Here is a 25,893-nt window from a genome sequence, read left to right on the forward strand (position 1 = left end):
CTCAGATCTCCAGGGACGGAAGGATGTTTTCGGAAACGGACGCGTTCAATACGCCGGTTGCAACAAGTTCGCTGACGGCTTGCAGGTCGCCCGCCATGTAGCGATCGACCTCCAGCGTCGGCACCACATTGCGGATGGCAGCGATCGCCTTTTGCAGTTCAGGGCTGGTCGCAAGCGGTGTGCGCAATTCTACGCCTTGTGCGGCCGTCAATGCCTCGATGCCGATGATGCCGAAGAGGTTTTCGGTCATCTGCAACAGACGGCGTGCACCATGGCAGGCCATGGAAACATGGTCTTCCTGGTTCGCCGAAGTCGGCGTCGAGTCGACGGAAGCTGGATGCGACATCTGCTTGTTTTCGGACATCAGCGCGGCAGAGGTGACCTCCGCAATCATCAGACCGGAATTGAGCCCTGGCTTCTTGGCGAGGAAGGCTGGAAGCCCGTAAGATAGAGCCGGATCGACGAGCAGCGCGATGCGGCGCTGCGAAATTGCACCGACCTCGCAGACCGCAAGCGCGATCTGATCGGCGGCGAAGGCGATCGGCTCCGCATGGAAGTTGCCGCCGGAAACGACGGAGTTGTCGGAAAGCACCAACGGATTGTCGGTCACTGCATTGGCTTCGATTTCGAGCGTGCGTGCGACCGACCGGAGAAGATCGAGGCAGGCGCCATCGACTTGCGGCTGACAACGAATGCAATAGGGATCCTGCACGCGCTCGTCGCCCTCAATATGGCTTTCACGGATAACGGAGCCTTCAAGCAGCGCCCGCAAAGCCGCGGCCGTATCGATCTGGCCGCGATGACCGCGAAGCGTGTGGATATCCGGATGGAACGGTGCCGAAGAGCCCATGGCCGCATCGGTGGACATGGCGCCGGTGATCAGGGCCGCATGGGCGGCACGATGCGCACGAAATAGGCCAGCAAGTGTAAGTGCGGTCGAGGTCTGCGTGCCGTTGATCAGCGCAAGGCCTTCTTTTGCGGCGAGAACGACCGGCGTAAGGTCCGCCTTGTTCAAGGCTTCCGCGCCTGGAAGCCGCTCGCCTTTGAAGTAGGCTTCGGCCTCTCCCATCATCACGGCCGCCAGATGCGCAAGCGGCGCAAGATCGCCCGAGGCGCCGACGGAACCTTTTTCCGGAATGACCGGTATGACGCCCTTGTCGAGCATTGCTTCGATCAGCCGCACCAGTTCCAGTCGCACGCCGGAGGCGCCGCGACCGAGTGACACGAGCTTCAGCGCCATGACGAGACGCACGATATTTTCGGGTAGCGGCGCGCCCACACCGCAGCAATGCGAGAGGATGAGATTGCGTTGAAGTGTGGCGACATCGGCACTGTCGATCTTAATCGAAGCGAGTTTTCCGAAGCCGGTATTGATGCCGTAGACGGGCGCATTGCCGGCGGCGATCTCTGCTATGCGCGCCGCCGCCTTCTTTATGCCGGCATCAAATGCGGGATCGAGTTCTGCCGGTTCGCCGGTCCAGTAAATTTTTTCCAGCTGTTTCAGCGAAACGGAGCCTGGGTGGAGAATGATGGTCAACGGTCGATCCTTTCGCCCTTGAAGACACGCGCAAAGAGCGGGTTGAAGCCGATGCGATAGACAAGTTCGGCCAGGCTCTCGATCTCCCAGATGGCGAGATCGGCGGATTTTTCGGCCTGTATTGTTCCCGTTTCGGCAATAAGGCCGAGTGCGCGAGCGCCTTCACGTGTGGCCCCTGCAATACACTCCTCAACCGTTAGGCCGAAGAGCGTCGCCGACATATTCATCGTCAAAAGCAGGGAGGTGAGAGGTGATGTGCCTGGGTTACAATCCGTCGCGACCGCGATCGGCACACCGGCGGCGCGCAGCGCCTTCACGGGTGGTTTCTGTTTTTCGTTGATGGAATAGAATGCGCCGGGCAGCAGCACCGCGACGGTTCCGGCTGCGGCCATGGCGACCACGCCGTCATCGTCGAGATATTCGAGATGATCCGCCGAAAGCGCACCATACTCAGCGGCAAGTGCAGCTCCGCCCAGATTGGACAACTGCTCGGCATGCAGCTTCACCGGAAGGCCAAGCGCCTCGGCGCGATCAAAGACAAGGCCGATCTCTTCCGTTGAGAAGGCGATGCCTTCGCAGAACCCATCGACGGCATCGACAAGGCCTTTGCCGTGTGCCTCTTCGAGCGCGGGCAGCACGATTTCGGCTATATAGTCGCTATTGCGGTCCTTGTATTCGGCGGGTGTCGCATGGGCGCCGAGATAGCTCGTCTTGACGCGCACCGGCCGCATACTGCCGAGAACACGGGCGGCCTCCAGCATCTTCACTTCGCCAGCGATGCTGAGGCCGTAGCCCGACTTGATCTCGATCGTCGTCACCCCTTCGCAAAGCAACGTATCAAGGCGGGGCAGGGAAGCTTGCACAAGGCCTTCGACAGAAAGTGCATTCGTCGCCTTGACCGAGGAGACGATGCCGCCGCCAGCGCGGGCAATCTCTTCATAGGTCGCGCCGTCAAGGCGCATTTCGAATTCGCGCGCCCGGTTGCCGCCATGAACGATGTGGGTGTGGCAATCGACGAGCCCCGGCGTCACCCAGCGGCCCTCAAGGTCGATGATTTCGGCACGTTCGATGACGGAAACCGGCAATTCGCCCTCCGGGCCGGCATAGCGGATTCGGCCGTTTTCCGTGACGATCGCGCCTTTTTCAACAATACCCAGCCCCGGCTTACCCGGATCGAGCGTCGCGAGCCGGCCATTTCGCCAGAGGTTCGGTCTCTGCTGCCGCGTAAAAAGATTGTTCCCGCTCATCAGCTTTACGCCTTTCCTTAGGTCGAAACATGTATATACATAATAATCGGGTGACAAGTGGAAAATTGGGCGTTTCCATGGAAAAGAAAGATGGAAGGCCGACAGGAAGGGAAAAGACGATGACGACACTTCATGCGGCGACTGCGCTCCTGCCTAAGGGGTGGCAAAGCGACGTACGTCTCACAATTGATGGCGGCCTTATCGCGAAGATTGAGGTCGGCGCGAAGGCCGAGTCGAGCGACGAGTGTCACAACCTCCTTGTTCCTGCGATGCCCAACCTGCACAGCCATGCCTTCCAGCGCGCCATGGCGGGCCTTGCTGAAGTCCGTGGTCCTGCAAACGACAGCTTCTGGAGTTGGCGGACGGTCATGTACAGGTTCGCGCATTCGATGACGCCGGAGCATGTCCAGGCCGTTGCCGCACAGCTTTACATGGAAATGCTTGAAGCCGGCTTTTCGCGCGTCGGCGAATTCCACTATCTACATCATGACAAGGACGGCAGTCCTTATGCCAATATTGCGGAGTTGGCGGAACGCATCGGCGCGGCGAGCGAGACGGCCGGTATCGGCCTGACATTGCTACCGGTCTTTTACGCGCATTCGAGCTTCGGTGGTGCTGCTCCCCTCGAAGGCCAGCGGCGCTTCATCAACTCGCTTGAGAGCTTCGGCAAGCTGATGGAGCGGGCTCACACGATCACCCGCAAGCTGGAAGGCGCAAAGATTGGGATTGCGCCACACAGCCTTCGCGCCGTCACGCCTGATGAGTTGGCAAAGCTTTTGCCGCTTGCAGAAGGCGGTCCGGTCCATATCCACGTCGCCGAACAGGTCAAGGAAGTGGACGATTGCATCGCCTGGTCAGGCGCAAGACCCATCGAATGGCTCCTTGAGCATGCGCCCGTCGACCGCCGCTGGTGCCTCATCCATGCTACCCACATGACCGAGGATGAAACGCGGCGCATGGCAAAAAGCGGATCGGTCGCCGGTCTCTGCCCCATCACTGAAGCCAATCTCGGCGACGGGGTTTTTTCAGCGCCGATCTTTCTCGAAGAGGGCGGGCGTTATGGCATTGGTTCGGACTCGAATGTGCAGATTACGCTTGCCGGGGAACTCCGCCAGCTCGAATATTCCGAGCGCCTGGCGCTTCGGGCCCGCAACGTGATTGCAGAAACCAGCGGCTCGACAGGCCGCACGCTGTTCGATCACGCGCTTTTGGGTGGTGGTGCCGCGCTCGGCGCTGCCGGGGGCATCGCCGAAGGCAATTATGCGGATATCGTCGCGCTTGACTGCAGCACGGTGCCTTATCTCGCACATGATCAAATCCTCGACCACTGGATATTCGCCGGCAGCGTCGCTGTCGATTGCCTCTGGGCCCTTGGCCGCAAACAGGTCGAAGCCGGCCGTCATCGGCAGCGCGAGGCGATCAGTCGGCGTTTCCTCGCTGCGATGCGCGAACTGCTTGCCGCCTAAGTCTTTCCTTGCTGCTGCATTCGCAATAGAGCAGGTGGCGCGAAGCGGAGAGAATGATGAACGACAGCAAGGATGCGACCCTGCATCAGCGCATTTTGAGCGAGATCGAAGGTCGCATCGTTTCGGGCGAGTGGCCGCCGGGTTATCGCATCCCCTTCGAGGTCGATCTCGCTGCGCAATACGATTGCTCACGAATGACCGTCAACAAAGTGCTGACGCAGCTGGCGAAGGCCGGGTTGATCGAGCGCCGCAAGAAGTCCGGCAGCTTCGTCACCCAGCCGCAGGCGCAGTCCGCTGTGCTGGAAATCCACGACATCAAAGCAGAAGTTCAATCGCTGAATTTGCCGTACGCCTATTCGGTCACAAAAAACGCGAGCCGCAAAACAAAGGCGGATGACAAACTCGATCTTTCGGTCGGCGGTCTCGTTAAAGAGGTCGTTTGCGTCCATTTTGCGGGTACCCGGCCTTTCTGCCTGGAAGAGCGCCTGATCAATCTTGGCACCGTTCCGGAAGCGGTTGATGCCGACTTCGGCGCAATCGCGCCTGGCCCCTGGCTTCTAAAACAAGTTCCGTGGAGCAAGGCGGAGCACAAGATTTACGCGTTTGCGGCTGGTGCTGAGGAAGCCGCAGCACTCGACATTCCCCGCTCTGCGGCCTGCCTCGTCATCGAGCGCCGCACCTGGAGCAGTGCCGGGCCTGTGACGCATGTGCGCCTTACCTATCCCGGCGACCGCCATGCGCTCGTTGCCCGTTTCAGCCCGGCCTCCTGAGAATTCGCAGCAGGTCTATTGCGAATCATCCCACAAATAGCGGAAGTAAACATCAAGATGACTTCCGGCCGATGAGATGCGCTACGAAATCGACAATACCCTGCTGAAGAGCCTGCTGCCCGCATTCGCGCTGGCGGAGGATATGCTGGCCAGGCTGGATGAGAGGGTGGCCCGTTCGCCGGTCGGCGCTGGCTTTACCGAGCGCGGCCACTTTTTCGACGCTGCAAGCGCGCTCTGGGTTGCTGGAGAACTCGTGCATGTCGAAGACCTGGTGCTGCATGACGCGCATATGGACAGCCGGACGCCGAGCCACGAGCTGACGATTGCCCATGCCGTGCTGCGCGCACGGCGTCGCATCTGGACGGCCGACCCCATCTGGGCGCTGAGTGGCGCCGGATTGAATGTACTTGCCGGCGCCGGTCTAGAGGATGCGGGGCGGGCACCCGAGGTAAGGAGCACGCTAGCGTCGCCTGAAGAGGAACAGGACGAAGGCGAAGCGCTGCTGTCGATGGAACTTGCCGAGATCGACGCCGTACTCGCGCGCTCTCAACGATTGCTCGACACTCACACTCATCTCGGCAGAGGTTCTAAGGTGGAAGAAAGGCCGAAGGAGACGCCTGCCGATCCGCTTGGCCTGTTCGGCGACGATGAATGGGACGAGGCCCAGCGTCTATCCGATTGGCGTGCGGTGATTCCGCTCGCCGAGGAGCTGCCTGCCGCCTTAGGCGCAGCCGTCCTTTTCGAGGCCTGGGAGAGAACCGAACCGCTTCGACGTCAGCACTGGCTGGGCGGCCTTCTGGTTTCGAGCTATCTACGATCACGGGGCAAGGTCGCCTCTCATCTCTTTTCCTTCTATGCCGGATTGAAGGTAATCCGCCATGAGCGCCGCCGCTCGCGCGATCGGGCGACGCGCCTGCTCGCCTTCCTGGAGGCAATGCGTGAGAGTGCGGCGGCCGGCCTGAAGGATATGGATCGTTTGTCCCTTGCCCGCACCCAGATGGAACTGCGGTTCAGGGATCGCCGCTCGAACAGCAGCCTGCCGCAGCTTGCGGAATTCGTCCTTTCGCGGCCCATGGTCTCCTCGACGATGGTTGCCCGTCAGTTGCGGGTGACGAGCCGGGGCGCACTCAATCTTCTCAACGAGATTGGCATCCGCGAAATCACCGGCCGCGGACGCTACCGCGCCTGGGGTATCATCTGACACAAAATGAAGACGGCCGGGCATGAGGCCCGGCCGTCTTTTTTCAGTGAACGCCCGGCCCGCCATCCTGTCACAGACTACGGACCGAGCGTTCTTGCGCTTCCATTGCCCCCAGAAGCGCAGTCTTTATTCCCGCTCTCCCGTGAAATTGAGCAGGAGCTGGAAGATGTTCACGAAGTTCAGATAGAGCGAGAGCGCGCCGAAGACAGCAAGCTTCTGGTTCGATTCTTGATCGTGATTTTCCGAAAACTGTTCCTTGATGTTCTGCGTGTCCCAGGCGGTCAGGCCGACGAAGACGAGGATACCGATCACCGAAATGGCGAACTGCAGCGCGCTCGAACCCAGGAAGAGGTTGACGATGCTGGCGATGATGACGCCGATCAGGCCCATGATCAGAAACGAGCCGAAGCGGGAAAGATCACGCTTTGTCGCGTAGCCATAGAGACTGGTCGCGCCGAACATCGTCGCGGCGATGAAGAAAGTGCGCGCGATGCTCGTGCCGGTAAAGACCAGAAACACCGAGGCAAGCGACAGTCCCATTACCGCGCAGAACGCCCAGAAAGTCATCTGCGCAGCACTTGCCGACATCGTCTGGATGCGGAACGTGAAGAAGAAGACGAAGGCAAGCGGTGCGAGCATCACCACCCACTTCAAGGGTGACTGGAAGATCGGCACGTAAAGGGCCGGCGTGCTGCCGACGATGAAGGCGACGATCCCGGTGATGACCAGGCCGAGACCCATGTAGTTGTAGACGCGCAGCATATGCTGGCGGAGGCCCTCGTCGAAGATAGCTTGCGAGCCTGCGGCGGAGCCGTAGCCGTATCGCGGATTGTTCGGATTCATGTTGATCTCCTCGGGTTAACACTAGTAGAGCGAACGGGCGAGCCCTTCGGCAGCCCGATCGAGTTCAAGATCCTTGTCGCTGGCAATCAGCGCATAGGCGACCTCGCCGATCTGCCAGTAAGCAGCCTCGGCATTGTCGAGCGCCAGATGGCTGACCGGCTGAACAGCAAACGCGCCGGGCCGCACGGCAAAAAGCGAAAGCCGCTTTCCGTCCGGTTCCCGGATTGCCATTTCGACACTGGGGCCGAACTCAGACGGAAAGATCTGGACATCGGAAACCTTCCAGTCTTTCGGGAGCTCCGGCATCGCGATTGCGGTCGCCGCACGAATGTCGTCGGCATTATATTGCGCCGCCGGCTGCGAAGGCATCGTTTCGCGAAGCTTGGCTGTCTGGTAGGCACGCACCGCATCCTCGACGTAGGGCGGGGCCGGAACGGATGCGGCCACCTCCGTCGCAGTAAAGGCACCAAAGGATGTATGCGCCACCCAGCCTGCCGTCACGAGCACGCCGACGGCGGCAATCCGCTGAACCGAATGCAAGATACGGCCGTAAGAAAGACCCCGCTCCAGACGCCGTGCGGCATCGCGGGTCTCGATCCGGCCAAAGGCGTTCTCTCCGGCAAGCGCCAGACGCAGCTCGCCCTTGATGCTAAGATCGGCCATTACCTTTGCGGCAATCGCCGGATTCTCAGAGAGATAAGACTCCACCTGGATGCGGCGCGCCACGTCCAGTTCGCCATCCACATAGGCGTCGAGATCGGCATCGATGATCGGATCAACTGCTTTCATTGCCGTTCCTTCCGATTAACCTCAGGTGCGAGGCACGCGGCGTCGCTGCCTCGAATTCGCGAAGCTGGGCCCGGGCGCGCGCGATGCGCGACATCAGCGTTCCGACCGGGATGCCGAGCGAGGCTGCAGCTTCCTGGTAGGAAAGATCCTCGATCGCAACGAGATGCAGTGCTTCGCGCTGTTCTTCCGGCAGGTTGAAGAAAGCATCGCGAACCTGCTGAAGTCGCACAGCGTGTTCCTGTCCCGCCGGCAGCGACTGGTCTGCCTCGATGGCTGCCTTATCGTGGCGGCGCGTTATAGACCGGTTCTGACGAACCCGGTCGATATGGGCGTTGTGGAGAATGGAAAGCAGCCAGGTCCTCAGGTTGCCGCCGCGCCTAAAGCTCTGCCGCTTCTCGAAGGCACGCACCAGCGCATCATGGACAAGATCTTCGGCGTCATCCGAATTGCGCACCAAGGCACGCGCATAGCGCCTCAGCGCCGCGAGCTGCCCGATGACGTCGAATGGCCGTTCTTTCAGTTCCATGATTGAGTATACGACTGTCCGTGAGGTTTTATTCCAGTTCTTCTGAAGTTTTTTAACGGATGGAAGGAACTCTTGCGGCAAGCTCGTCACTTCCGTGCTTGCTGTGTAGGAGGCGTCGGCCGCCCTCTATCGCAAGAAACAGATTCCGATGGCCGAAGCCGAGGCTCAGATCCAGGAATTTCTGCGGTCTGCAGAGATCGCGGTCGTATCGATAACATTGCCTCAGCGCCTTTGAAAAATAGGGCCGCCATCGTTACTAACCGCAACAGTGCGCTCAATCTGGCAGATTGTTTTCACTATGCGGCGGCAAAGGCAGGCAAGATGCCGATCCTGACGAGGGATGCCGGTTTCGCGCTGACCGATCTCAAGACAAATGGTCCTGATTTCTAGACGGTTTTTCCATCCGACAACTCCTCCAGAATTGGACAATCCGGCCTGCCGTTGCCGTGGCAGGCATGCACCAGATGCTCCAGCGTCCGGCGCAGTTCCATCAACTCGCGGATCTTGCGATCAATCTCATTGAGCTTGCCTTGCGCGATCTCCTTCACATCGGCGCTTGCTCGGCTTTTGTCTTCGTAGAGCGCCAAAAGCTGGCGGCATTCCTCGACGGAGAAACCCAAGCCACGCGAGCGCTGGAGGAAGCGCAGCTTATGGACATCGACTGCGGCATAGTCGCGATAACCGTTTCCGCCCCTGCCGGGGCGGATCAGGCCGATATCCTCGTAATAGCGGATGGTCTTTGATGGCAGACCGGACCGGTCCGATGCTTCGCCGATGTTCATCCTCGTGTCCTTTCAGAGTTTCTGGAGCCTCAGTCTCAACGCGTTGCCGATCACGGAGACCGACGACAGGCTCATGGCCGCTGCGGCAATCATCGGCGAGAGCAGTAGGTCGAAGACCGGGTAGAGCACGCCCGCGGCGACTGGCACGCCAAGCGCATTATAGCTGAAGGCGAAGCCAAGATTCTGGCGGACGTTGCGCATCGTCGCCTCCGCCAGCCGCCGGGCACGCACGATTCCGTTGAGGTCACCCTTCACCAAGGTAATGCCGGCGCTTTCCATCGCAACATCTGCGCCCGTTCCCATGGCGATACCGACATCTGCAGCCGCAAGCGCCGGAGCGTCATTCACGCCGTCGCCGGCCATTGCAACGACCGCGCCCTTTGCATGCAGTTCGTCGATCAGCGCTTTCTTGCCTTCCGGCAAAACGTCGGCGCGCACTTCATCGATCCCGAGGCTTTTTGCGACGGCGCTTGCCGTGCGCTCGTTGTCGCCGGTCGCCATGATGATGCGCAGCCCGCTTTCGTGCAACGCGCCGATCGCCTCGGCCGTCGTCGCCTTGATGCGATCGGCAACCGCAACGAAACCCGCAAGGCTGCCGTCGATGGTGACGAACATTACGGTCTTGCCTTCGTCACGCAAGGCGCGGGTCCTTTCGGCAAGCGGCGCGGGATCGATGCCGAGATCACTCATCATCGCGGCGTTGCCAAGCGCCACGGCCGTATTGTCGGCATTGCCTTTTACGCCTTTGCCGGTCACAGCCTCGAAGCCGGTGACATCAACCAGTTTGACGCTCCGCTCTTCTGCGCCGGCAACGATCGCTTCGGCGAGCGGATGTTCGGAACCGCGCTCCAGGCTCGCCGCCAGCAGCAGCAGCCGTTCTTCGCTTATGGCGTCCATCGGCCCGACGTCGGTAAGACGCGGATTGCCTTCGGTCAATGTGCCCGTCTTGTCGACGATCAACGTATCGACCTTCGAAAAACGCTCCAGTGCTTCAGCATCCTTGATTAGCACGCCCTCCTGCGCGCCACGGCCGGTCGCAATCATGATCGACATCGGCGTCGCAAGGCCGAGTGCGCACGGGCAAGCGATGATGAGCACGGCAACTGCGGCAAGCAGTCCATGCGCCATCGACGGCTCCCGTCCGAAAATGGCCCAGGCGAGGAAGGCAACAATCGCTGTTACAACGACGACAGGCACGAAAATGGCCGAGACCCGGTCAACTGCGCCCTGGATTGGCGCACGCGAGCGCTGTGCCTTGGCGACCATATCGACGATACGCGATAACATTGTTTCCGCGCCCACGCGCTCGGCCGTCATCACGAAAGTGCCGTTGCGGTTGATGGTGCCGCCGGTGACAGCATCGCCTTTTGTCTTTTCAACGGGGAGCGGCTCACCGGTGATCATCGATTCATCGACGGTTGATCGCCCTTCGCTGACCGACCCGTCGACCGGCACGCGCTCGCCCGGCCGCACCCGCAGTCGGTCGCCGCTTGCGATCTCGTCCACTTCGATGTCCGTTTCGCTGCCGTCGGCACTAAGGCGGCGCGCCGTCTTTGGCGCAAGGTCGAGCAGTGCCCTAATGGCTGAGCCCGTCCGCTCGCGCGCCTTCAGTTCCAGCACCTGTCCGACGAAGACCAGCGCCACGATGACGGCAGCCGCCTCGAAATAGACAGGCACCGTCTCGCCGTGACCTCTGAAACTCATGGGAAAGAGGCCGGGCGCAAGGGTGGCGACGACGCTGTAGACATAGGCGGTACCAACGCCAAGGCCGATCAGCGTCCACATGTTCGGACTGCGGTTGAGGAGTGAGTTCCAGGCCCGGCGGAAGAAGGGCAGGGCCGCCCAGAGCACGACAGGGGTTGCGAGCAAGAGTTCGGTGAAACTCACCAGCGGTTCGCCGATCGCATCGCGCAACGGCAGTCCGATCATCGGACCCATGCTGAGTACGAGCAGCGGAATGGCCAACGCGGCGCTTATCCAGAGCCTCCGCGTGAAATCGGCAAGCTCCGGGTTCGGACCCTCTTCTGCCGGCGGAATACCCATCGGTTCCAACGCCATGCCGCATTTCGGGCAGTCGCCAGGGTGATCGCTGACGACTTCCGGATGCATGGGGCAGGTATATTGCGTGCCCTTGGGCATAGGCTTCGGCCCCTGCCGTTTTTCCTGACGATAGATTTCTGGATCGGCCTCGAACTTTGCCTTGCACCCTGCCGAGCAGAAGTAGAATTTATCACCGTCGTGCTTCAGGAAATGCTGCGCTGTCGCGCGATCGACGGACATGCCGCAAACCGGATCCTTCGCCGTCAGATAATCTTTCGGATTGGCTTCGAATTTCTTCCGGCAACCGTCGCTGCAGAAATGATAAGCGTGGCCCTGGTAATTGAGGCTCGGCTTGCCCGCGTCCGGATCAACCGTCATGCCGCAGACGGGATCGCGTGCCAAAGCGGCCTTGCCGAGATTGTCCAGGCTTTGGTGACAGGAGCAATTGCTACTTCCGTGGTGATGATGATGATCTTGTGTATTCATAGGCTTCTCCTTTGCCCGGACAGGCAGTGGATAGGCTTATGAACCTTCCAGCAACTGGAAGGTCAAGCGATAATTTCATGGTCCTCGGTCGGTTCCGACAGGTTCGATGAGCGCCACAGGCTGGCTGCCAAGGAGCGCCGAAAGTTGCAGCTGGCCTACCGGATCAAGAATTCGACCGGTCAGGAGATCGCAGCGGCGACCTTCAAGGAAGGCCGGCACCTGAATTGCCGTATCGTTCCAGAATTCCGGACCGGCGAATAAAACGCCTGGATCGAGCCAGCCGAGCATCAACCGTGGAACGACGGTCATCGCATAGGTTCCGTTCAACTCTCGCGCAAAGGCGACAACATGATCCTTGCGGCCGCCTAACACCTTAAGCGGAACATAGTTGCCTTTCGCAAAAAGCTCCGGCTGCCGCTTTCGAAGATGAAGACCGATTTGGACGATGCGCTGTTTCAACGCGGGCACCGTCAGACTTGCAATTGGCGTTCCTTCTAAGAGGCTGGCAAACAAGGCTGTCATGTCGACAGGCCTGCGGTTATCAGGATCGACGAAGCTCAAATCCAAAAGCTCGGCCCCCTGATAAATATCTGGAATGCCGGGCGCCATCAGCTTAATCAGCGTCTGTGACAGGCTGTTTAGATAGCCGGCCTCGATGAAGGGCCGCATGACCGCTCCGAAATCCTCGTGGAAGACGAGATTGGTCGATGAAAGCAACGCTGTTGCATAAGCTCTGACCGCCGCCTCGTATCCGGCATGCGGCTCATTCCAGTTCGTGCCGAGCTTTGCTTCACGGATCGCCTTCTCCGCAAAGGCCGTGAAGCGCCCGATCAGCGCTTCGGCCTCTCCGTTTAAGAAATCCTCCGGCCATATCCCGGCAAGCGCCTGATAGAGCATCCATTCGACATTCGGTTCCGGCGTCAATCCGCCCGGCAGTTCGATCAGACGGTCGCGGTTCATCTCGCGCCAGCGCTCCACCGCCTGCGCCCAGACATCGGCTCCTTCACTCAAGGTATAAAGCCTCGCACGCGCATCCTCGCCGCGCTTGGTATCGTGCGTCGATGTCGCCGAAAGCCCGTGCGGATTAAGCTTCGCGCGCTTAAGCATCAGCGCATGGAAAGCCTCGACGCCGCCCGGCTTGATATCCGGATCGCCGCCGACTTCGTTTACCGCAAGCAACCGGTTGTAGCGATAAAAGTGCGTGTCCTCCATTGCCTTGGCCATGACCGGTCCGCTCAACTGCTGGAATCGGCAGCGGAATTCTTTCGCCGCTGCTTCCCGTACCTCGCCTTTCAATAGCCTTGCCACACCGTCGATCGCCCGCCGGTCGGCAAGCCTTGCAGCTGCGCTGGAAATGACCCTGCTGAGCACGTCCGCATCCCGTGCATCAAGCGGACCCTTGCTGCCATAGATGCGATAGACGGGAAAGGCGATCAGCGATTCGTGGATAGCTGCCGCAATTGCGGCGCGGTCAAGGTCGGGATAAAGGCCATGGACGATCTTCACCAGCCGCGTCGTCTCGCCTTCAAAGTTCCGCTCCACCATCACTTGCTTGGCCGCGCGAAGACCAGCAGTAATATCGGCCATATCCGGGGCAATATTCGCATAGGCGGTACCAAGCTGTTGCAGGCCGCCGCCGTCGACGAAGAGATGGCCGAGTGCCGAAATGAATTCGTAGCCGGTGGTCCCGGCGATCGGCCAGCTTGCGGGCAGTGTCTCGTCATGGCCGAGGATCTTCTCGACGACTATATAGGTCTTGGGTCCTGTCTCAGTGCGGAGCCTTTGCAGATATTGCTTCGGATCGGCCAAGCCATCGATATGGTCGAGCCGCAAACCCTCTACCTGGCCGGACCGAACGAGTTCGAGAATGAGCCGATGGCTATCTTCGAAAACCTGCTCGTCCTCAACGCGCAGGCCGACCAGACCCGTTACTTCGAAAAACCGCCGGTAGCTCAGATGTCTGGCCGCCTCTTTCCAATATGTCAGCCGCCAATGCTGGGCCTGGTGTAGGCTGACGATCAGCTCTTGGTCTATTGCGAGGTCGACCAACGCCGGCTCATCTGCGCTTGCTGGAACAAGATTGGTGCTGTCGGGGTTCAAGGGCAAAAGCGTATCGCAGTAGCCAAGCGCCAGTTCGCCGCTTTCCGGATCGCGCTTAAGCCGCAACTCGCCATCAGACAGTGCATCCTTGAACGGCTTGCCGAGGATCGGCAGGGTGAGCCGTTCGCTCCAGTCGATATCGAAATGGCGCGCATAGGGGCTTTCCCGGCCGAGCTTCAACACGCTTCGCCACCAGGGATTTTCCGTCGAGGCGGCCATATGGTTCGGCACAATGTCGAGGATGAGGCCGAGCCCGGCGTCTTTCAAAGCATGGCTCAAGCGGTCAAAGCCCTCGCGTCCGCCGATTGCCGGCTCGATTTCATTGACATCGGTTACGTCATAGCCATGCGTGGAACCGCTCGTCGCGGCAAAGATCGGCGAAGCGTAAAGATGGCTGATGCCAAGGGCTTTGAGATAGGGCACACATTCGATGGCCCGGTCGAATGTCATGCCGTTGCGGAATTGAATGCGGTATGTCGATGTCGGAAGCATCATGTTCGCCTGCCGTTCCGGAGGAGACGGCCCGGAACGGTGATAACGGGCCCTTTGTTCCCCCCAATTCCAAGGTTTAATCGATGAAGACACCGACGCTTGCGGCACGGCCCATCGCGTCGATCACCGTCAGTTTCGAGTAGCCGCCACCATCCGGCATCCATTGGTTGGTGCGGCGGCGAGAAAGATCGGGCAGCGGCTTGCCGTTTGCAAGCCAGCGGAACGGCGCCCGACCGCCGTGCAGTTTCAACATCAATGGCGAGAGATCACCGCTTCTTGCGCCGAGGTCGACATGCGCGCCCTCCGGTGGATAGACGATCTGCGGTGCCTGTTCGCGGCTGGAGGTGGAAGGCAATCCGCTGGCATTTATCGAGAACCGCCGCTGGCTCACCGGCAGATCCGCCTGGGCGACGCGCACTGCGCCAGAAGGCGGGCGTGGCAAAGGTGTGGTTGCAATGCTCGACTTTGCAAATGCCTCAAACAGGATGGGGGCTGCCGTGCCGTAACCGGTCGACCCCGGCACCGCGCCATTGTCCGGCCTTCCAACCCAGACACCGAGCACATACCGCCCGTCGTAGCCGACTGACCATGCGTCGCGATAGCCGTAGCTGGTCCCCGTCTTGTAGGCGATGCCGCGCTGCGGGGCGCCTGTCGGTGGGATGACGCTGGAAAGAATATCCGAAACATTCCAAACGGCGACCGGCTCCAGCAACGGCTCGCCGTCTATCTTGCCGGGCTTTGCAGTTACACCGTCGCCGATGCGAACCGGCTCGCCCTTGTTGGCAAGCGCCGCATAAAGCTGCACGAGGTCTTTCAACGTGATACCTACGCCGCCGAGCCCAATCGCCAGTCCCGGCGCTTCGTTCGGCGGCAGGATGGGGCGAACGCCGGCGCGGCGGAAGCGCACCAAAAGCCGCGCCGGATTGACGGCGTCAAGCAGCCTGACGGCCGGCACATTCAACGAAAGCTGCAATGCCTCTCGGACCGTTACGTCGCCTTGATAGCTCATGTCGAAATTGCGCGGCCGGTAACCGAAGAAATCGGCTGGCCGGTCCTCGATGATCGTTTCCTGGCTGACCAGCCCCTGCTCGAAGGCAAGTCCATAGATGAAGGGTTTCAGTGTCGAGCCGGGCGAGCGGCTGACACGCGTCATGTCGATCCAGCCGGAACGGCTCGCGTCGAAATAGTCCGCAGATCCCACTTCGCCGACGATCTCGCCCGTGCGCGCATCGGCCATCACGATCGCGAGAGAAAGTTTCGGACGAAGTTTCATCGCGGCACTTTTCGCCGTCGCTTCTAGTCCTGCCTGTATCTGCTTCTTCAGCGTCGTGCGATGCTCGCGCTCGTTCGGCTTGCTGCGAAGGGCTGCTTCGGCAAGATGCGCGGCAAGAGCTGGAAGCTGCATGCGCGTTGCCGGAACGAGTGTCGCCTCGGCGCGCTCGGCCTCACCCTCGCCGATGACTTCGGCCACGGCGGAGCGCTCAAGAACGCGTTTTCGTGCCGCTTCCGCTGCCGCCAGGTTTTTGTCGGGGCGTCGCCGTTCAGGAAGCTGGGGGAGGGCGACGAGGAGGGCAGCCTGCGCCACCGTCAGCCGCTTCGGCTCCTTGCCGAAATAGGCAAGGCTTGCGGCGCGCACGCCTTCCAGATTGCCGCCATAGGGTGCATGCGTCAGATACAGATCGAGAATCTCTTTCTTCGAAAGCCGCCGCTCGATCTGGACGGCGCGTATCACCTGCAGGATTTTCGCCGAAAGCGAACGTCCGGCGCGCGGTTCGATCAGCCGCGCCACCTGCATGGAAAGCGTCGAGGCGCCGGAAACGATGCGGCCGTTGGTGACCAGCTGCAGGCCCGCCCGCCCGATCGCCAGCGGATCGATGCCGTGATGCTCGTAGAAGCGCCGGTCCTCATAGGCGATCAGCATGCGCATGAATTGCGGGTCGACATCCGCGACCGTGGTTTTCAGACGCCAACGGCCTTGCGGCGTCGCAAAGGCGCGCAGCAACTGACCGTCGGCATCGAGCACTTCGGCCGACACCGCACCGGTCATTTCGAGCGGCGGCGGAAAGACCCTGTCGGCAGCGTCCAACGCGAAGAAAACCGCGCCGGCAAGAATGAAACCGGCCGCAGTTCCAATCGTGAGCTTGCGCCAGAGCCGCATTATCGTGCTGCGACAACCTCCATCTTGCCGGTCGCGGTGCGAGCCGAATATTCGGGGCGGTACATATCTTCAACGGTCGCCGCCGGATGGTCATAAACGCCTGGGGTGACGGCCCGCACGATATAGGCGACGTTGATTTCACGGTTGTCGTCCGAAGTCCGGTTGAAGGCCGCAACGAAGCGATCGTTGCGGAATTCGGTGTGCGCCGCCGTCTGTTCGCCGATCCAGTCGAAATTGGTGAGCTGAGCGCTGTCGACCAGGCTCGGATTATCGATCTGGAGGCCGGCAGGCAGCAGATCGGTCATGACGACACGCGACGGCCAGGCGTTGGTTTCGGTCACGTGCAGCACGACCACATAACGCTCGTTCTGCTGCGCCTCACTGATATTCACCGGCTCGCCATCAAGCGTGTAATAGGTGCGCTCGATGGCAAAGCCGTTGCCGCCGGCAGGCAGCGGCGTGACGGGCGCTGCGACTGTCGTGACGACCGCCGATACCGGATCGGTCGTTGCGCTCGTCAGTGTCAGGGGATTGTTCATCAGCGCGTCGCCGCTCATCTTCGCCATGTAGGCACCGCTATGCAGCGCGCCGTTGACGTCCACTTTCAGCGAATCATCGCCGCTCTGGATCGCGCGCGCGGCAAGCAGCGTCCAGGCCTGCTCCTGGGTGCTCGTCCACTTGCTGCGGTCCCACTCCCTGCCGACGGCCTTTGCCAGTTCCGGAATGACTGGCGGGACAGGGCGGCTTTCGGCCGCAAGTGCCAGGATGGCCGCACCGTCGCGCAGGATCGAGCCGTAGTCGGTGCGCGAAAGATTGACGCGATGAACGATGGAATTTTCGGTCATCTGCAAAGCGTCGACGAAGATGTTCTTCGAACGCGTCGCATCTCCGTAAAGTGCCAATGCCGCGGCGATATGCGCCTTGGCAAGCGGCGTCGGGAAGTCGTTGATCATCGTATCGGCGTAGTAGCGCAGATCGCTGATCGAGGCCTTCCTGTTGCGGGCAAGAACATAGATTGCATAGGCAATTTGATCGCCTTGCGTCTTGACCTCGACGTCGTAGCTCAGCGCGTTCTGCAGGTTCTCGAGCGCTTGGACCAGCGCACGGTCGGGCACATCGTACTTCTCTTCACGCGCCCGCGTCAGGAAATCCGTGACATAGGAATCGAGCCAGAGGTCGCCCGAATCCGGTCCCCAAAGGCCGAAGCTGCCCGCCGATGCCTGATAGGACAGCACACGATAGATCGCATCCTGGACGCGCTTCTTCACGTCTGCATCGTCTTCGAGCCCGTTTTGTTTTGAAAGCTCGCTGAGATAAAGAAGCGGCAGGGCGCGGCTCGTCGTCTGTTCGGCGCAGCCGAAAGGATAACGGTCGAGCGACATCAGCAGTGCGGGAATGTCGAAGGCGGCCGAACGCGTGACGTTGACGCTGACCGAGGCGCCCGGCAAAACGCTGTTGGCCAGAAGTTCCTTGTCGACCCTCAGTTTCGCCCCTGGTTTTAAGGCGATGACGCGCCTTTCGGTCACGGGCAGTGACGATGGGCGGACTGGTACGTCGACTGTCTGAGAAAGCGACAGTCCAGATGCATGCGACAGGTTGATCGAAAAAGCGCCGTTGCCGGGCTGCTTGCCGATCACCGACAGCGTGAAATCGGATTTCGCACCGGCATCCAGATGGATCGTCCGCGAAGCTGCGGCCTCCTCGATGCCGACGGCTTCGTTGCCGGTCAGCTGCAGTTTGAAATCGCCGGCCGGCGCATCGGTATTGGCGATGTCAAGGCGCAGTTCCGCCTTGTCGCCAGGCGCCAGGAATTTCGGCAGGCTGGCGGTGACGACCACCGGATCTCGGATGACGATATCCTTGATGCCGTGGCCGACTCCATCCTTCGACCAGGCAACGGCCATGACACGCGCCGTGCCGTTGAATTGCGGAATGTCGAAGCTGACATTGGCCTTTCCGTCGGCGTCAAGCTTCACCGGACCGGAGAAGAAGGCGACAAGTTTTTGCGTCGGCGGGCTGCCCTGCAGCGCCACCGCGCCACCATCGCCGCCGGTTCTGAGCTTGCCTGTCGCGCCGAGCGAACCGTCAATCAGCCGGCCATAGAGATCGCGGACTTCAAGACCGAGCTGGCGCTGGCCGAAATACCAGTCCTCGGGGTTGGGGGCCGTGTAGCGCGTCAGGTTGAGAATGCCGACATCGACGGCGGCAACCGTGACATAAGCATCCTCATTGGCTCCAGCACCCGTCACTGCAAGGCTGATGTTCAGCGGTGCGCGCGGCAGCATCGTTTCCGGTGCATCGACTGCGACCTGCAGCGCGCGCTGCTCGGGATCGACTTTCAGCCATTTGATGCCGATCGAGCGCATCGGCATATGGCTGTCCTGTGCGTCGCCCGGACGGAAGAGGGTTGCTGTCACATAGGCGCCAGCGCCCCATTCGGCGGTGACTGGGATCTCCACTTCACCCCCAGTCTCGCCGATCGTTGCATTTTGTACGGCAAGGAGGTTTTCCGTCCCGGCCGTCACCATCAACTCGCCGCCATAACGGGAAGAAACCTTGAGCTTCGCCGTCTCGCCGGCCTTGTAGCTCTCTTTGTCGAGCGCGATCTCGAGGCCGTCCGGCGTTTCGGTCGAGACAGCCTCCACCATCCAGCCGGCGTCGAATTCGACACTTGATGTCGGGCCATCCGCGTCCGGGCTTTCGACTTCAAGTCGGTAGCGGCCCCAGCCAACCTGGGACGCTATCTTGCCGCCGTCCAAGCCGGCATCAGTCGTGCCGCTGGCAACCTGGCGCGCATTGAAAGCGGTTTCGTATTTCCATGCCGTGCCTTCCCGATACCATTGGTATTCGCGCTCAAGGAGCGAAAGCTTCCAGCGCAGCCCCTTCATTTCCTGCTTCTGGCCGTCGGCCGAGACGCCGATCACGTTGAAGCTGGCGATCGAATTCTCGGCTATATCGCCTGAAAATTCAGGCTTGATGCCGATCATCGGTCCCTGGTTTTTGACCGGGATCAGCAGCGTGCGCTCCAGCGCCCGGCCGCCCGTTTCTTGCATGCGGATATAGACCGTCGCGTTCAACAACTGCGTGGTTGCGGGAAGATCACCGACCGAAAGATCGGTCGTTGCTTGGCCGTTCTCGTCCAATTCCGGCAGGCCTTCGATCGCCTGGCGGCTTTCCTCGTTCGCCTCCTCGTCAGAAAGACCAAAGAAGTAGCCCGGGAAGGTTCGGCTTTCGCGAGTCGGCTTGATGACGACATCGCCTTCAAGCGTCAGGCCGGCTGCCGGCGCGCCGTAGAGATATTTACCGCTGATATCGATCGTTGCCGGCGTATCGGGACCGATTTCCTTGGCTTCTGTCTTCAGCTCCAGGTCGGTGCGATCGGGGACGAAATCGTCGACGAGGAATGTTCTCGTACCGATCGGCGACCCCTTGGGATCGGTATGGACGTTCATTGTCCAGCTGCCGCGCATGGCATTTTCCTGGATCGGGAGATCGATCAAATAGCCGCCGACGTCGCTGCTTTGCCGGACGATGCGCCGGTCTTCGACGCCATCGGGACGCATGAAGATGAAGGTCAGAGGCAGCTTTTCGATCGCCCTGCCATCCGTATCGCGAGCAAGGGCGGTGGCATGGACGGTTTCGCCCACCCGATAGATCCCGCGCTCGGTCCAGGTCATGACATCGATCGCCCCGGGCGAGGCTCGTCCCGTCACGCCGCGATCAGACAAGTCGAAGCCTGCCCTCGTCATATCGAGGAAGACGTAGTCGGACGCCCCGTTCCTGGCAGCCAGGACTGCTGGAGCGAGTGCTGCCGTGCCGCGCAGCAGCCCGGCAGTGAAGGTGGCTCGGCCGTTTTCATCCGTCGTCGCGGTGCCCAGAACCTCGTTGTTCTTGGCAAGCAGTTGCAGCTCGACGCCGGCGATCGGCTTGGCGGAAGCGAGCGAGCGCGTAAAGACGTTGAGCCCGTCGGTTCCGGCGTAGGTAGTAACGCCGATATCGGAAACGACGAACCATTGTGTCGCCTTGGAATCCCACTCGTTTTCCGGCTTGTCGGCAGGCGAGGCGATCAGCACATAGATGCCCGGCTTGCGCGCGGGCAAGGCTTCATCAACGGGGAAGCTGGTGACGACATCCTTGTTAAGATCGTTGGCGATCTCGATCGAACCCTGCCACACGAGCTCGCCGCTTTCATCCTGAATGCGCTGCGCGCTATAGCCGTCGAGCTGCGTCAGGAACTGCGAACTGGTAAGAAGCGGAGCAATACCGCGATCGCCAATGCGGTAGAGCTTGAGGTTGGCAGTTTCGATATTGACGCTGACGAGCGGAATGCCGCGGCGCGCCGTCGAAGGCAGCACGAAGCTATCGCCGGTAAACCGCACCATTTGACTGCGGTCCTTGACGTAGACATCGAGGCTGACGGGTGCGTCCAGGACCTCGTCGACGGAAGAGGGAAGGCCGGTGCGGAAGCTAATCTTGTAGGTTTCGCCGTGACCCAGGCCCTCGACGCAGATCTGCTTGTCCTTGGCTTCGAGCGCCTTGGGGGCTTGTCCGTTCAGCGTCACAAACGGTGCATAGTCGACCGTCTTGACGAGGGATTCCGAGAACGTCACGCAGGCACGCGGCGTTGCGCTGTCGGCATCGACATTGTGTTCGGTGATGCGGAAGCCCTGTTCCGACTTGAGCTTGAGATAGGCCGCCTGGACTTCCCTGGAGCTTGCCAGCGCAAGGCTTGCCTTATAGGCGTTGAGGGCCGCGCGGAAATTCGAATTCTTGGCGAGCGAGGTCGCAAGCACGGCAAGAGCATCTGCCCGCTTTGAGGCTGTGCGCGTCAGTTCGTAGCCGTTCAACCCATCGAGAAGTGCCTGGCCGAAGGCCTGGCTGCCAGTGCCGCCGAGCGAATTTGCGGCGCGGGCCGTCTCCAGCCAGAGATCGGCATCGTCGGGCGTCAGCGCCAGCGCGCGATGGAAAGCGTCGATCGCGCCTGCGAGGTTGTTGGCGGTAAGATCAAGGCGCGCCGTTGCTGTCAGGCTGTCGACGGTCTGGCCCGGCTGAGCGTCGGTGAGCGCCAGATTGGCCTTGAAGTCGCGGGCTTGTTGGATGATGTCTTCTGAGAGAAAGCTGAGGCGAGGGGGCGCACCGATATCGGGCTCGCGCGGTCCCGCAGTCGTTTCGACGATCCGACCGGCAATTGCGCCTGGAAAAGCGTTCATCGTCTTGAAGTCGGACTTCAGGAAACACCATTTCACCTTCGGGTTATAGGTGAAAGCCTTGCAGCTCTTGTCGCCAATGCATGCGGTTTTGCATTGTTCGAGGGAAACGTTCTGCTCCGTCCGCAGATCGAAGCCGAAGAAGTCGGCGTCCTTAATCGTCTGGATATCGCGCTTGGTCTCCGCAGCTGTCGCGGGAAGGCTGGCCGCGATGGCTAAAAGAGCAATGGCGGCGGATGCGAAAAACGAGCGTACAGACATAGGTTTCCCCCCGGTCGCTGGCGCTGGATTGGGGCACTCTCCTGCTGCCGAAAAGACTTGTCAATACAACTTCAAATTTAGAGCTGCTTTTTATCAAAGGCTTACGCCGATCTTAATGTTTTATTAGTATTAACAATGGCTTAATCGAGAAATAATGCGTATCGGCTCGGAACATATCCGGCCGTTGCCCGTTATCCGGTCAAGTTCCGCCGGCCACGGCCGACTGGTGCGAAGTTTTTCACGTGCCCGGGCCGGCAAGGGCGTCTGGCCACGAATGTTTTGCGTAAGCTGGCTACAGGATAACCTCATGAACCAGAGAGTATTGATCGTAGAGGACGAGCTCTTGATCGCCCTCGATCTTGAAGCAACCGTTCAAGCCATGGGCATGGAAGTGACGGGGCTTGCCGCAAATAAGGAGCAGGCGTTGCGTTTTGCGCCGACGGCGGACGTCGCTTTTGTAGACGTCAACCTGTCGGATGGTGCGACTGGCCCGGAAATCGGCCGCCGGCTCGCGCAAGACCACGGTATTGCCGTCGTCTTTATGACAGGCAACCCGGAGATGGTGGCAGGCGGCGTCAAGGGGACGCTCGGCGTCGTCAAAAAGCCGGTCAAGCCGTCCGTCGTCGAGCAGTCGCTGAAGTATGCCGTCGCGCGCCGCAATGGCGCGCTCGCTGCCGTTCCGTCGCAGATGCTCGTCTTTGCCTGACGCTCAGCCGCTGACGGCCGCAAGCTCTGGTCGCTCGGCGGACCTCTCCGTGCCGTAAGCGCGAAGGAACGTCCTGACCGCGTTGCGGGCGGCACTTTCGAGTTGCTCATCGCTCGGCGTTTGCCCGAACAGCATCATGATCTGCAGATCCGCATTCCCGAGAGCGAGGAATTGGCGTGCCGCCACATCGAAGTCTTCGATCTTCAGCGCACCACTGGCGCTCAACCGCGCAAACAGAGCGCCGAGCGCGGAAATGATCCGACCCGGGCCTTGCTGGCGCCAGGTCTCGAAAAGATGCGGATAGCGCTCACCTTCGTTCTGGACGAGACGGCGCAGGAACTTTCCGTCCTGGTTGCAGATGCAGTTTTTGTTGATCCGGACCGCAAAGGCGACAAGGTCTTCTTCCAAATTGTCGGCATTGACCGGAAACGTTGCCAGCATCGAAAAAATCATCGAATTGGCGCGCTTCAGCACGTCGTCTACGACGGCGACGAACAAAGTCTCTTTCTCGCAATAGTGATTATAGATCGTCTGGCGCGAGACATTGGCCTCTACCGCAATCTCGTCGATGCTTGCTCCTGCAAAGCCCTGGCGGCAGAATACATCCGCGGCTGCTTCCAGGATGGAAGCGCGCTTCTTGAACTGGCCGCGCTGGGTCGGCCCATCCAATCTCTTTTCGGGTGGCGCGAGATTTTTCATCGCTCTAAGGATAATGCGCCTTGACGAGTTAGACAACACTGTCTAATTTTACACTCGTGTCCAAAATACTAGACACCTCGGTTCGCATTCGCTGACGCTTCTCCAAGCGCCGTCGCGGGTTGCAGCCGCCCCTCATTGAACCCCTCGAGAGCAACGCGGCGGAGAGACATAGTCCGCTTCCTTCGCTGCGCATTTATGAAAGATCATCAAAATGACCGCTTCATTCTTTCGCATTGCGCTCATCCTTGGGCTTTTATCAGCCATAGGTCCCTTTGCCATCGACATGTACCTTCCGGCACTGCCTTCGATTGGCGTCGATCTGGGGTCGGATAACAACGTCACCCAGTTGAGCCTTCTGTCGTTCTTCATTTCCTTTGCACTGGCCCAGCTGCTTTACGGTCCGCTGTCCGACATGTGGGGCCGCAAGCTGCCACTTTACCTGGGTATCGGCATCTTCACCGTTGCCAGCATCGGCTGCGCGCTGGCCCAAGACATAGAAACGCTGATTGCCTTCCGCTTCATCCAGGGCATCGGCGGTGCGGCCGGCATGGTCATACCACGCGCTGTTGTTCGTGACATGCACACTGGCATTCAGGCAGCCCGTCTAATGTCGCTTCTCATGCTCGTCTTCTCAATTTCCCCCATTCTTGCTCCGCTGGCCGGCAGTGCGGTCATCGAGTTCTACGGCTGGCGCGGCGTCTTCTGGGCGGTGACGGTCGCGGCTTTCATCGGGCTCGTGCTGCTTGCCACACAGCTTGACGAGACTCGCCCGACGAAGGATCGCAAGGGCAGCAGCCTCGGCAGCGCGATGTCTGCCTATGGCTTCCTTTTGCGCGACAGGAACTTCCTGACGCTCACCTTCATCGGTGGCCTCGGGATCTCGAGCTTCCTCGTCTATCTCGCCAACTCGCCCTTCGTGCTCATCCAGCACTACGGCCTGACGCCGACGCAGTACAGCTTCGCATTCTCCGTCAACGCCGTGTCCTTCTTCGCCGTATCGCAGGCGACCGGCTGGCTCGGCGAGCGTTTCGGCCTCGTTCGCGTCATGCGCTCAGCCGTCACCTTCTATTGCCTCGTCATGGTCGTGATGGCCGTCGTAATGGCGGCGGGCATCAACCAGCTTCCGGTGATGGCCGTCTTCCTTTTCATCGGATATGGCTTTCTCGGACTTGTCATTCCAACGAGCGCGGTTCTTGCTCTGGAGGATCACGGTCAGATCGCAGGTACGGCCTCGTCGTTGATGGGGACATTGCACTTCGTCATTGCGGCCGTCGCAATGGTGGTGTCCGGCCTGTTTGCCGATGGCACGGCCGTTCCGATGGCGGCAGGCATTGCGGCCTGCGCGCTGCTTGCCTTCGTCCTGACGCAAGCAACGCTCGGCCGCCGCGCCGCCGCAGCACCGGCTGAATGACAATTGCGGCCGCGTCCCCAAACGGCGCGGCCAGTTTCATGGATTGAGGAAAAAGGCGTCGCTTTCGCCTGGGACCAGTTCCAGCGGCCAGATCGTGTTGCGCGCGCCCTTCGGATAATATTTCGCATAAGCGGGCATGGTCGCAAGCAGCGTTTCGGCCAGTTCGACACCGAGATCGCGCAGCGACATGCGGAAGCAGGTGAGGGCAGGTTGCAGGAATTTGGCGCGTGGCTCCTCACGGAAGCCGATCACTGCCAGATCGCGCCCCGGAACGACGCCTGCCTCGACCAAGCGTCTGTAAAGACCAATCGCCATCAACTCGTAGATCAGGATGATGGCTGTCGGCTTGTTGTCCAAGAGCAGCAATTCGTGTCCGGCCTGGTAGCCACCTTGTTCGCTCGATTTGACGCGAATGACGAGCTTGGGATCATACGGGATGCCGTGGCGCTCAAGCGACTGCTGGTAGGCATCGACGAAGACATAGCCGAGATTGATATCGCTCGAAGGTGCTGCGATCGCGATCCTACGATGTCCTTTGGCCACCAGCCGGTCGACCGCCGACGCCGCCACGCCCTCGAAATCAAGATCTATCCAGGTGTAGTTGCCGCCCGATGAGCTTCGTCCGAGCGCGACGAAAGGAATCTTGGCTTTCACCAGAAGATCGATGCGCCTATCGATCCGCTGCGTCGCTGAAATAATCATCGCGTCAACGACGCGCCGCGCCACCATGCGCTTCAGGTATTCATAGGGATCCTCGTCGCTGGGGCAGGGCAGCATCACGAGGTCGAGCTTGTGCCGCGCAAGCACGCTCTGCAGACCGCCGGTGAGGCCGAGAAAAAAGTTGTCGCTATTTTCGACGGTTTCCTTGCTGGATTCGATCATCAATCCGATAACGTTGGTCGTGCCCTGCCTCAGGCTGCGGCCGGACTGATTTGCCACATAGCCAAGCTCCTCGGCAGCCGCCAGCACGCGCTTGCGCGTTTCCTCGTTGACGTCCGGTTTGTCGTTTAGCGCGCGGGAAACCGTCCCGATCGAAATGTCGAGATGCTTGGCAAGCTGTCGGATTCCCTTCATCGGCTGCGTTCTTCCTCCCCGATCAAAACGCGTGATCTTCTCTTATTGCCACAGGAACGCGTTTCCGCAAAGCGGCTGCGGTCCCGCTCGTGGGCGGC

Annotated in this window: 18 protein-coding genes; 6 read left to right on the forward strand and 12 right to left on the reverse strand. The window is 60.4% G+C overall.

Annotated elements, in window-relative coordinates; translation table 11 throughout:
* Position 1: 1 nt before the first annotated feature.
* Together hutH and hutI are read right to left on the reverse strand one after the other, a co-directional pair.
* A complete protein-coding gene (gene hutH, locus ACZ9DP_RS07750) occupies positions 2-1,537 on the reverse strand; it encodes a histidine ammonia-lyase (protein ID WP_476201087.1) in 1,536 nt (511 codons plus the stop codon).
* Positions 1,534-2,784 (reverse strand): imidazolonepropionase, encoded by a 1,251-nt coding sequence (hutI, locus tag ACZ9DP_RS07755; protein WP_283073955.1) that lies wholly within the window; start codon positions 2,782-2,784, stop codon positions 1,534-1,536. Before hutI ends, hutH begins: the two co-directional genes overlap by 4 nt.
* Positions 2,785-2,903: 119 nt before the next feature.
* On the opposite strand from hutI, the gene ACZ9DP_RS07760 reads away from it, so the two are divergent.
* From ACZ9DP_RS07760 to ACZ9DP_RS07770, 3 genes are all read left to right on the forward strand, one after another.
* Positions 2,904-4,250, forward strand: coding sequence for a formimidoylglutamate deiminase (locus tag ACZ9DP_RS07760; protein WP_476201088.1), 1,347 nt, complete (start codon positions 2,904-2,906; stop codon positions 4,248-4,250).
* 56 nt (positions 4,251-4,306) lie between these two features.
* On the forward strand, positions 4,307-5,020 hold the full coding sequence (gene hutC, locus ACZ9DP_RS07765) for a histidine utilization repressor (RefSeq protein ID WP_194731936.1): 714 nt from the start codon (positions 4,307-4,309) through the stop codon (positions 5,018-5,020).
* Between the two features lie 76 nt (positions 5,021-5,096).
* A complete protein-coding gene (locus ACZ9DP_RS07770; RefSeq protein ID WP_476201090.1) occupies positions 5,097-6,221 on the forward strand; it encodes an RHE_PE00001 family protein in 1,125 nt (374 codons plus the stop codon).
* 126 nt (positions 6,222-6,347) lie between these two features.
* Here the strand turns inward: ACZ9DP_RS07770 and ACZ9DP_RS07775 are convergent, their stop codons facing one another.
* Genes ACZ9DP_RS07775 through ACZ9DP_RS07785 form a run of 3 tightly spaced genes read right to left on the reverse strand, consistent with a single transcriptional unit; the run spans position 6,348 to position 8,379 of the window.
* Positions 6,348-7,064, reverse strand: coding sequence for a Bax inhibitor-1/YccA family protein (locus ACZ9DP_RS07775; RefSeq protein ID WP_074071892.1), 717 nt, complete (start codon positions 7,062-7,064; stop codon positions 6,348-6,350).
* A gap of 21 nt (positions 7,065-7,085) precedes the next feature.
* Positions 7,086-7,853, reverse strand: a complete 768-nt coding sequence (locus ACZ9DP_RS07780; RefSeq protein WP_194731161.1) for an anti-sigma factor family protein — start codon at positions 7,851-7,853, stop codon at positions 7,086-7,088.
* Positions 7,840-8,379 (reverse strand): sigma-70 family RNA polymerase sigma factor, encoded by a 540-nt coding sequence (locus ACZ9DP_RS07785; RefSeq protein WP_074071890.1) that lies wholly within the window; start codon positions 8,377-8,379, stop codon positions 7,840-7,842. Before ACZ9DP_RS07785 ends, ACZ9DP_RS07780 begins: the two co-directional genes overlap by 14 nt.
* A gap of 231 nt (positions 8,380-8,610) precedes the next feature.
* Between ACZ9DP_RS07785 and ACZ9DP_RS07790 the strand changes: the two genes are divergently transcribed.
* Positions 8,611-8,769 carry a type II toxin-antitoxin system VapC family toxin gene (locus ACZ9DP_RS07790; protein WP_348651999.1) on the forward strand — a complete coding sequence of 53 codons (159 nt, stop codon included), beginning with the start codon at positions 8,611-8,613 and terminating at the stop codon, positions 8,767-8,769.
* Here ACZ9DP_RS07790 and cueR read toward each other — a convergent pair.
* The 5 genes from cueR to ACZ9DP_RS07815 form a co-directional block, all read right to left on the reverse strand.
* On the reverse strand, positions 8,766-9,161 hold the full coding sequence (gene cueR, locus ACZ9DP_RS07795; RefSeq protein WP_074071889.1) for a Cu(I)-responsive transcriptional regulator: 396 nt from the start codon (positions 9,159-9,161) through the stop codon (positions 8,766-8,768). The genes ACZ9DP_RS07790 and cueR overlap by 4 nt on opposite strands.
* Before the next feature lie 12 nt (positions 9,162-9,173).
* Positions 9,174-11,687, reverse strand: a complete 2,514-nt coding sequence (locus ACZ9DP_RS07800) for a heavy metal translocating P-type ATPase (RefSeq protein WP_476201091.1) — start codon at positions 11,685-11,687, stop codon at positions 9,174-9,176.
* 75 nt (positions 11,688-11,762) lie between these two features.
* Positions 11,763-14,282: a malto-oligosyltrehalose synthase gene (treY, locus tag ACZ9DP_RS07805; RefSeq protein WP_476201093.1), complete on the reverse strand. Its 2,520-nt coding sequence runs from the start codon at positions 14,280-14,282 to the stop codon at positions 11,763-11,765.
* A gap of 73 nt (positions 14,283-14,355) precedes the next feature.
* Complete coding sequence (pbpC, locus tag ACZ9DP_RS07810; RefSeq protein ID WP_476201095.1) at positions 14,356-16,437, reverse strand: penicillin-binding protein 1C; 2,082 nt, start codon at positions 16,435-16,437, stop codon at positions 14,356-14,358.
* Entirely contained in the window at positions 16,437-21,905 is a 5,469-nt protein-coding gene (locus tag ACZ9DP_RS07815; RefSeq protein ID WP_476201097.1) for an alpha-2-macroglobulin family protein, read from the reverse strand. The genes pbpC and ACZ9DP_RS07815 overlap by 1 nt, the downstream gene beginning before the upstream one ends.
* Before the next feature lie 307 nt (positions 21,906-22,212).
* Here ACZ9DP_RS07815 and ACZ9DP_RS07820 point away from each other — a divergent pair, with 307 nt between their 5' ends.
* Positions 22,213-22,611, forward strand: coding sequence for a response regulator (locus tag ACZ9DP_RS07820; protein WP_074071884.1), 399 nt, complete (start codon positions 22,213-22,215; stop codon positions 22,609-22,611).
* A 3-nt stretch (positions 22,612-22,614) separates the two neighbouring features.
* Here the strand turns inward: ACZ9DP_RS07820 and ACZ9DP_RS07825 are convergent, their stop codons facing one another.
* Entirely contained in the window at positions 22,615-23,346 is a 732-nt protein-coding gene (locus ACZ9DP_RS07825; protein WP_476201099.1) for a TetR/AcrR family transcriptional regulator, read from the reverse strand.
* Between the two features lie 175 nt (positions 23,347-23,521).
* On the opposite strand from ACZ9DP_RS07825, the gene ACZ9DP_RS07830 reads away from it, so the two are divergent.
* The gene (locus tag ACZ9DP_RS07830; RefSeq protein WP_476201100.1) at positions 23,522-24,721 is read left to right on the forward strand and encodes a multidrug effflux MFS transporter; all 1,200 of its coding nucleotides are present in this window, start codon (positions 23,522-23,524) and stop codon (positions 24,719-24,721) included.
* Positions 24,722-24,757: 36 nt separating this feature from the next.
* Here ACZ9DP_RS07830 and ACZ9DP_RS07835 read toward each other — a convergent pair whose 3' ends face one another.
* Entirely contained in the window at positions 24,758-25,795 is a 1,038-nt protein-coding gene (locus ACZ9DP_RS07835; protein WP_074071881.1) for a substrate-binding domain-containing protein, read from the reverse strand.
* Positions 25,796-25,893: the final 98 nt, after the last annotated feature.

The sequence above is a fragment of the Rhizobium sp. USDA 4016 genome (assembly GCF_056279705.1).

Excerpts from the sequence above, each read along its gene's own strand:
- hutI (WP_283073955.1), bottom strand. The coding sequence starts at position 2,784 with ATGAGCGGGAACAATCTTTTTACGCGGCAGCAGAGACCGAACCTCTGG.
- ACZ9DP_RS07760 (WP_476201088.1), top strand. The coding sequence starts at position 2,904 with ATGACGACACTTCATGCGGCGACTGCGCTCCTGCCTAAGGGGTGGCAA.
- hutC (WP_194731936.1), top strand. The coding sequence starts at position 4,307 with ATGAACGACAGCAAGGATGCGACCCTGCATCAGCGCATTTTGAGCGAG.
- ACZ9DP_RS07770 (WP_476201090.1), top strand. The coding sequence starts at position 5,097 with ATGCGCTACGAAATCGACAATACCCTGCTGAAGAGCCTGCTGCCCGCA.
- ACZ9DP_RS07775 (WP_074071892.1), bottom strand. The coding sequence starts at position 7,064 with ATGAATCCGAACAATCCGCGATACGGCTACGGCTCCGCCGCAGGCTCG.
- ACZ9DP_RS07780 (WP_194731161.1), bottom strand. The coding sequence starts at position 7,853 with ATGAAAGCAGTTGATCCGATCATCGATGCCGATCTCGACGCCTATGTG.
- ACZ9DP_RS07785 (WP_074071890.1), bottom strand. The coding sequence starts at position 8,379 with ATGGAACTGAAAGAACGGCCATTCGACGTCATCGGGCAGCTCGCGGCG.
- cueR (WP_074071889.1), bottom strand. The coding sequence starts at position 9,161 with ATGAACATCGGCGAAGCATCGGACCGGTCCGGTCTGCCATCAAAGACC.
- ACZ9DP_RS07800 (WP_476201091.1), bottom strand. The coding sequence starts at position 11,687 with ATGAATACACAAGATCATCATCATCACCACGGAAGTAGCAATTGCTCC.
- treY (WP_476201093.1), bottom strand. The coding sequence starts at position 14,282 with ATGATGCTTCCGACATCGACATACCGCATTCAATTCCGCAACGGCATG.
- pbpC (WP_476201095.1), bottom strand. The coding sequence starts at position 16,437 with ATGCGGCTCTGGCGCAAGCTCACGATTGGAACTGCGGCCGGTTTCATT.
- ACZ9DP_RS07815 (WP_476201097.1), bottom strand. The coding sequence starts at position 21,905 with ATGTCTGTACGCTCGTTTTTCGCATCCGCCGCCATTGCTCTTTTAGCC.
- ACZ9DP_RS07820 (WP_074071884.1), top strand. The coding sequence starts at position 22,213 with ATGAACCAGAGAGTATTGATCGTAGAGGACGAGCTCTTGATCGCCCTC.
- ACZ9DP_RS07830 (WP_476201100.1), top strand. The coding sequence starts at position 23,522 with ATGACCGCTTCATTCTTTCGCATTGCGCTCATCCTTGGGCTTTTATCA.
- ACZ9DP_RS07835 (WP_074071881.1), bottom strand. The coding sequence starts at position 25,795 with ATGAAGGGAATCCGACAGCTTGCCAAGCATCTCGACATTTCGATCGGG.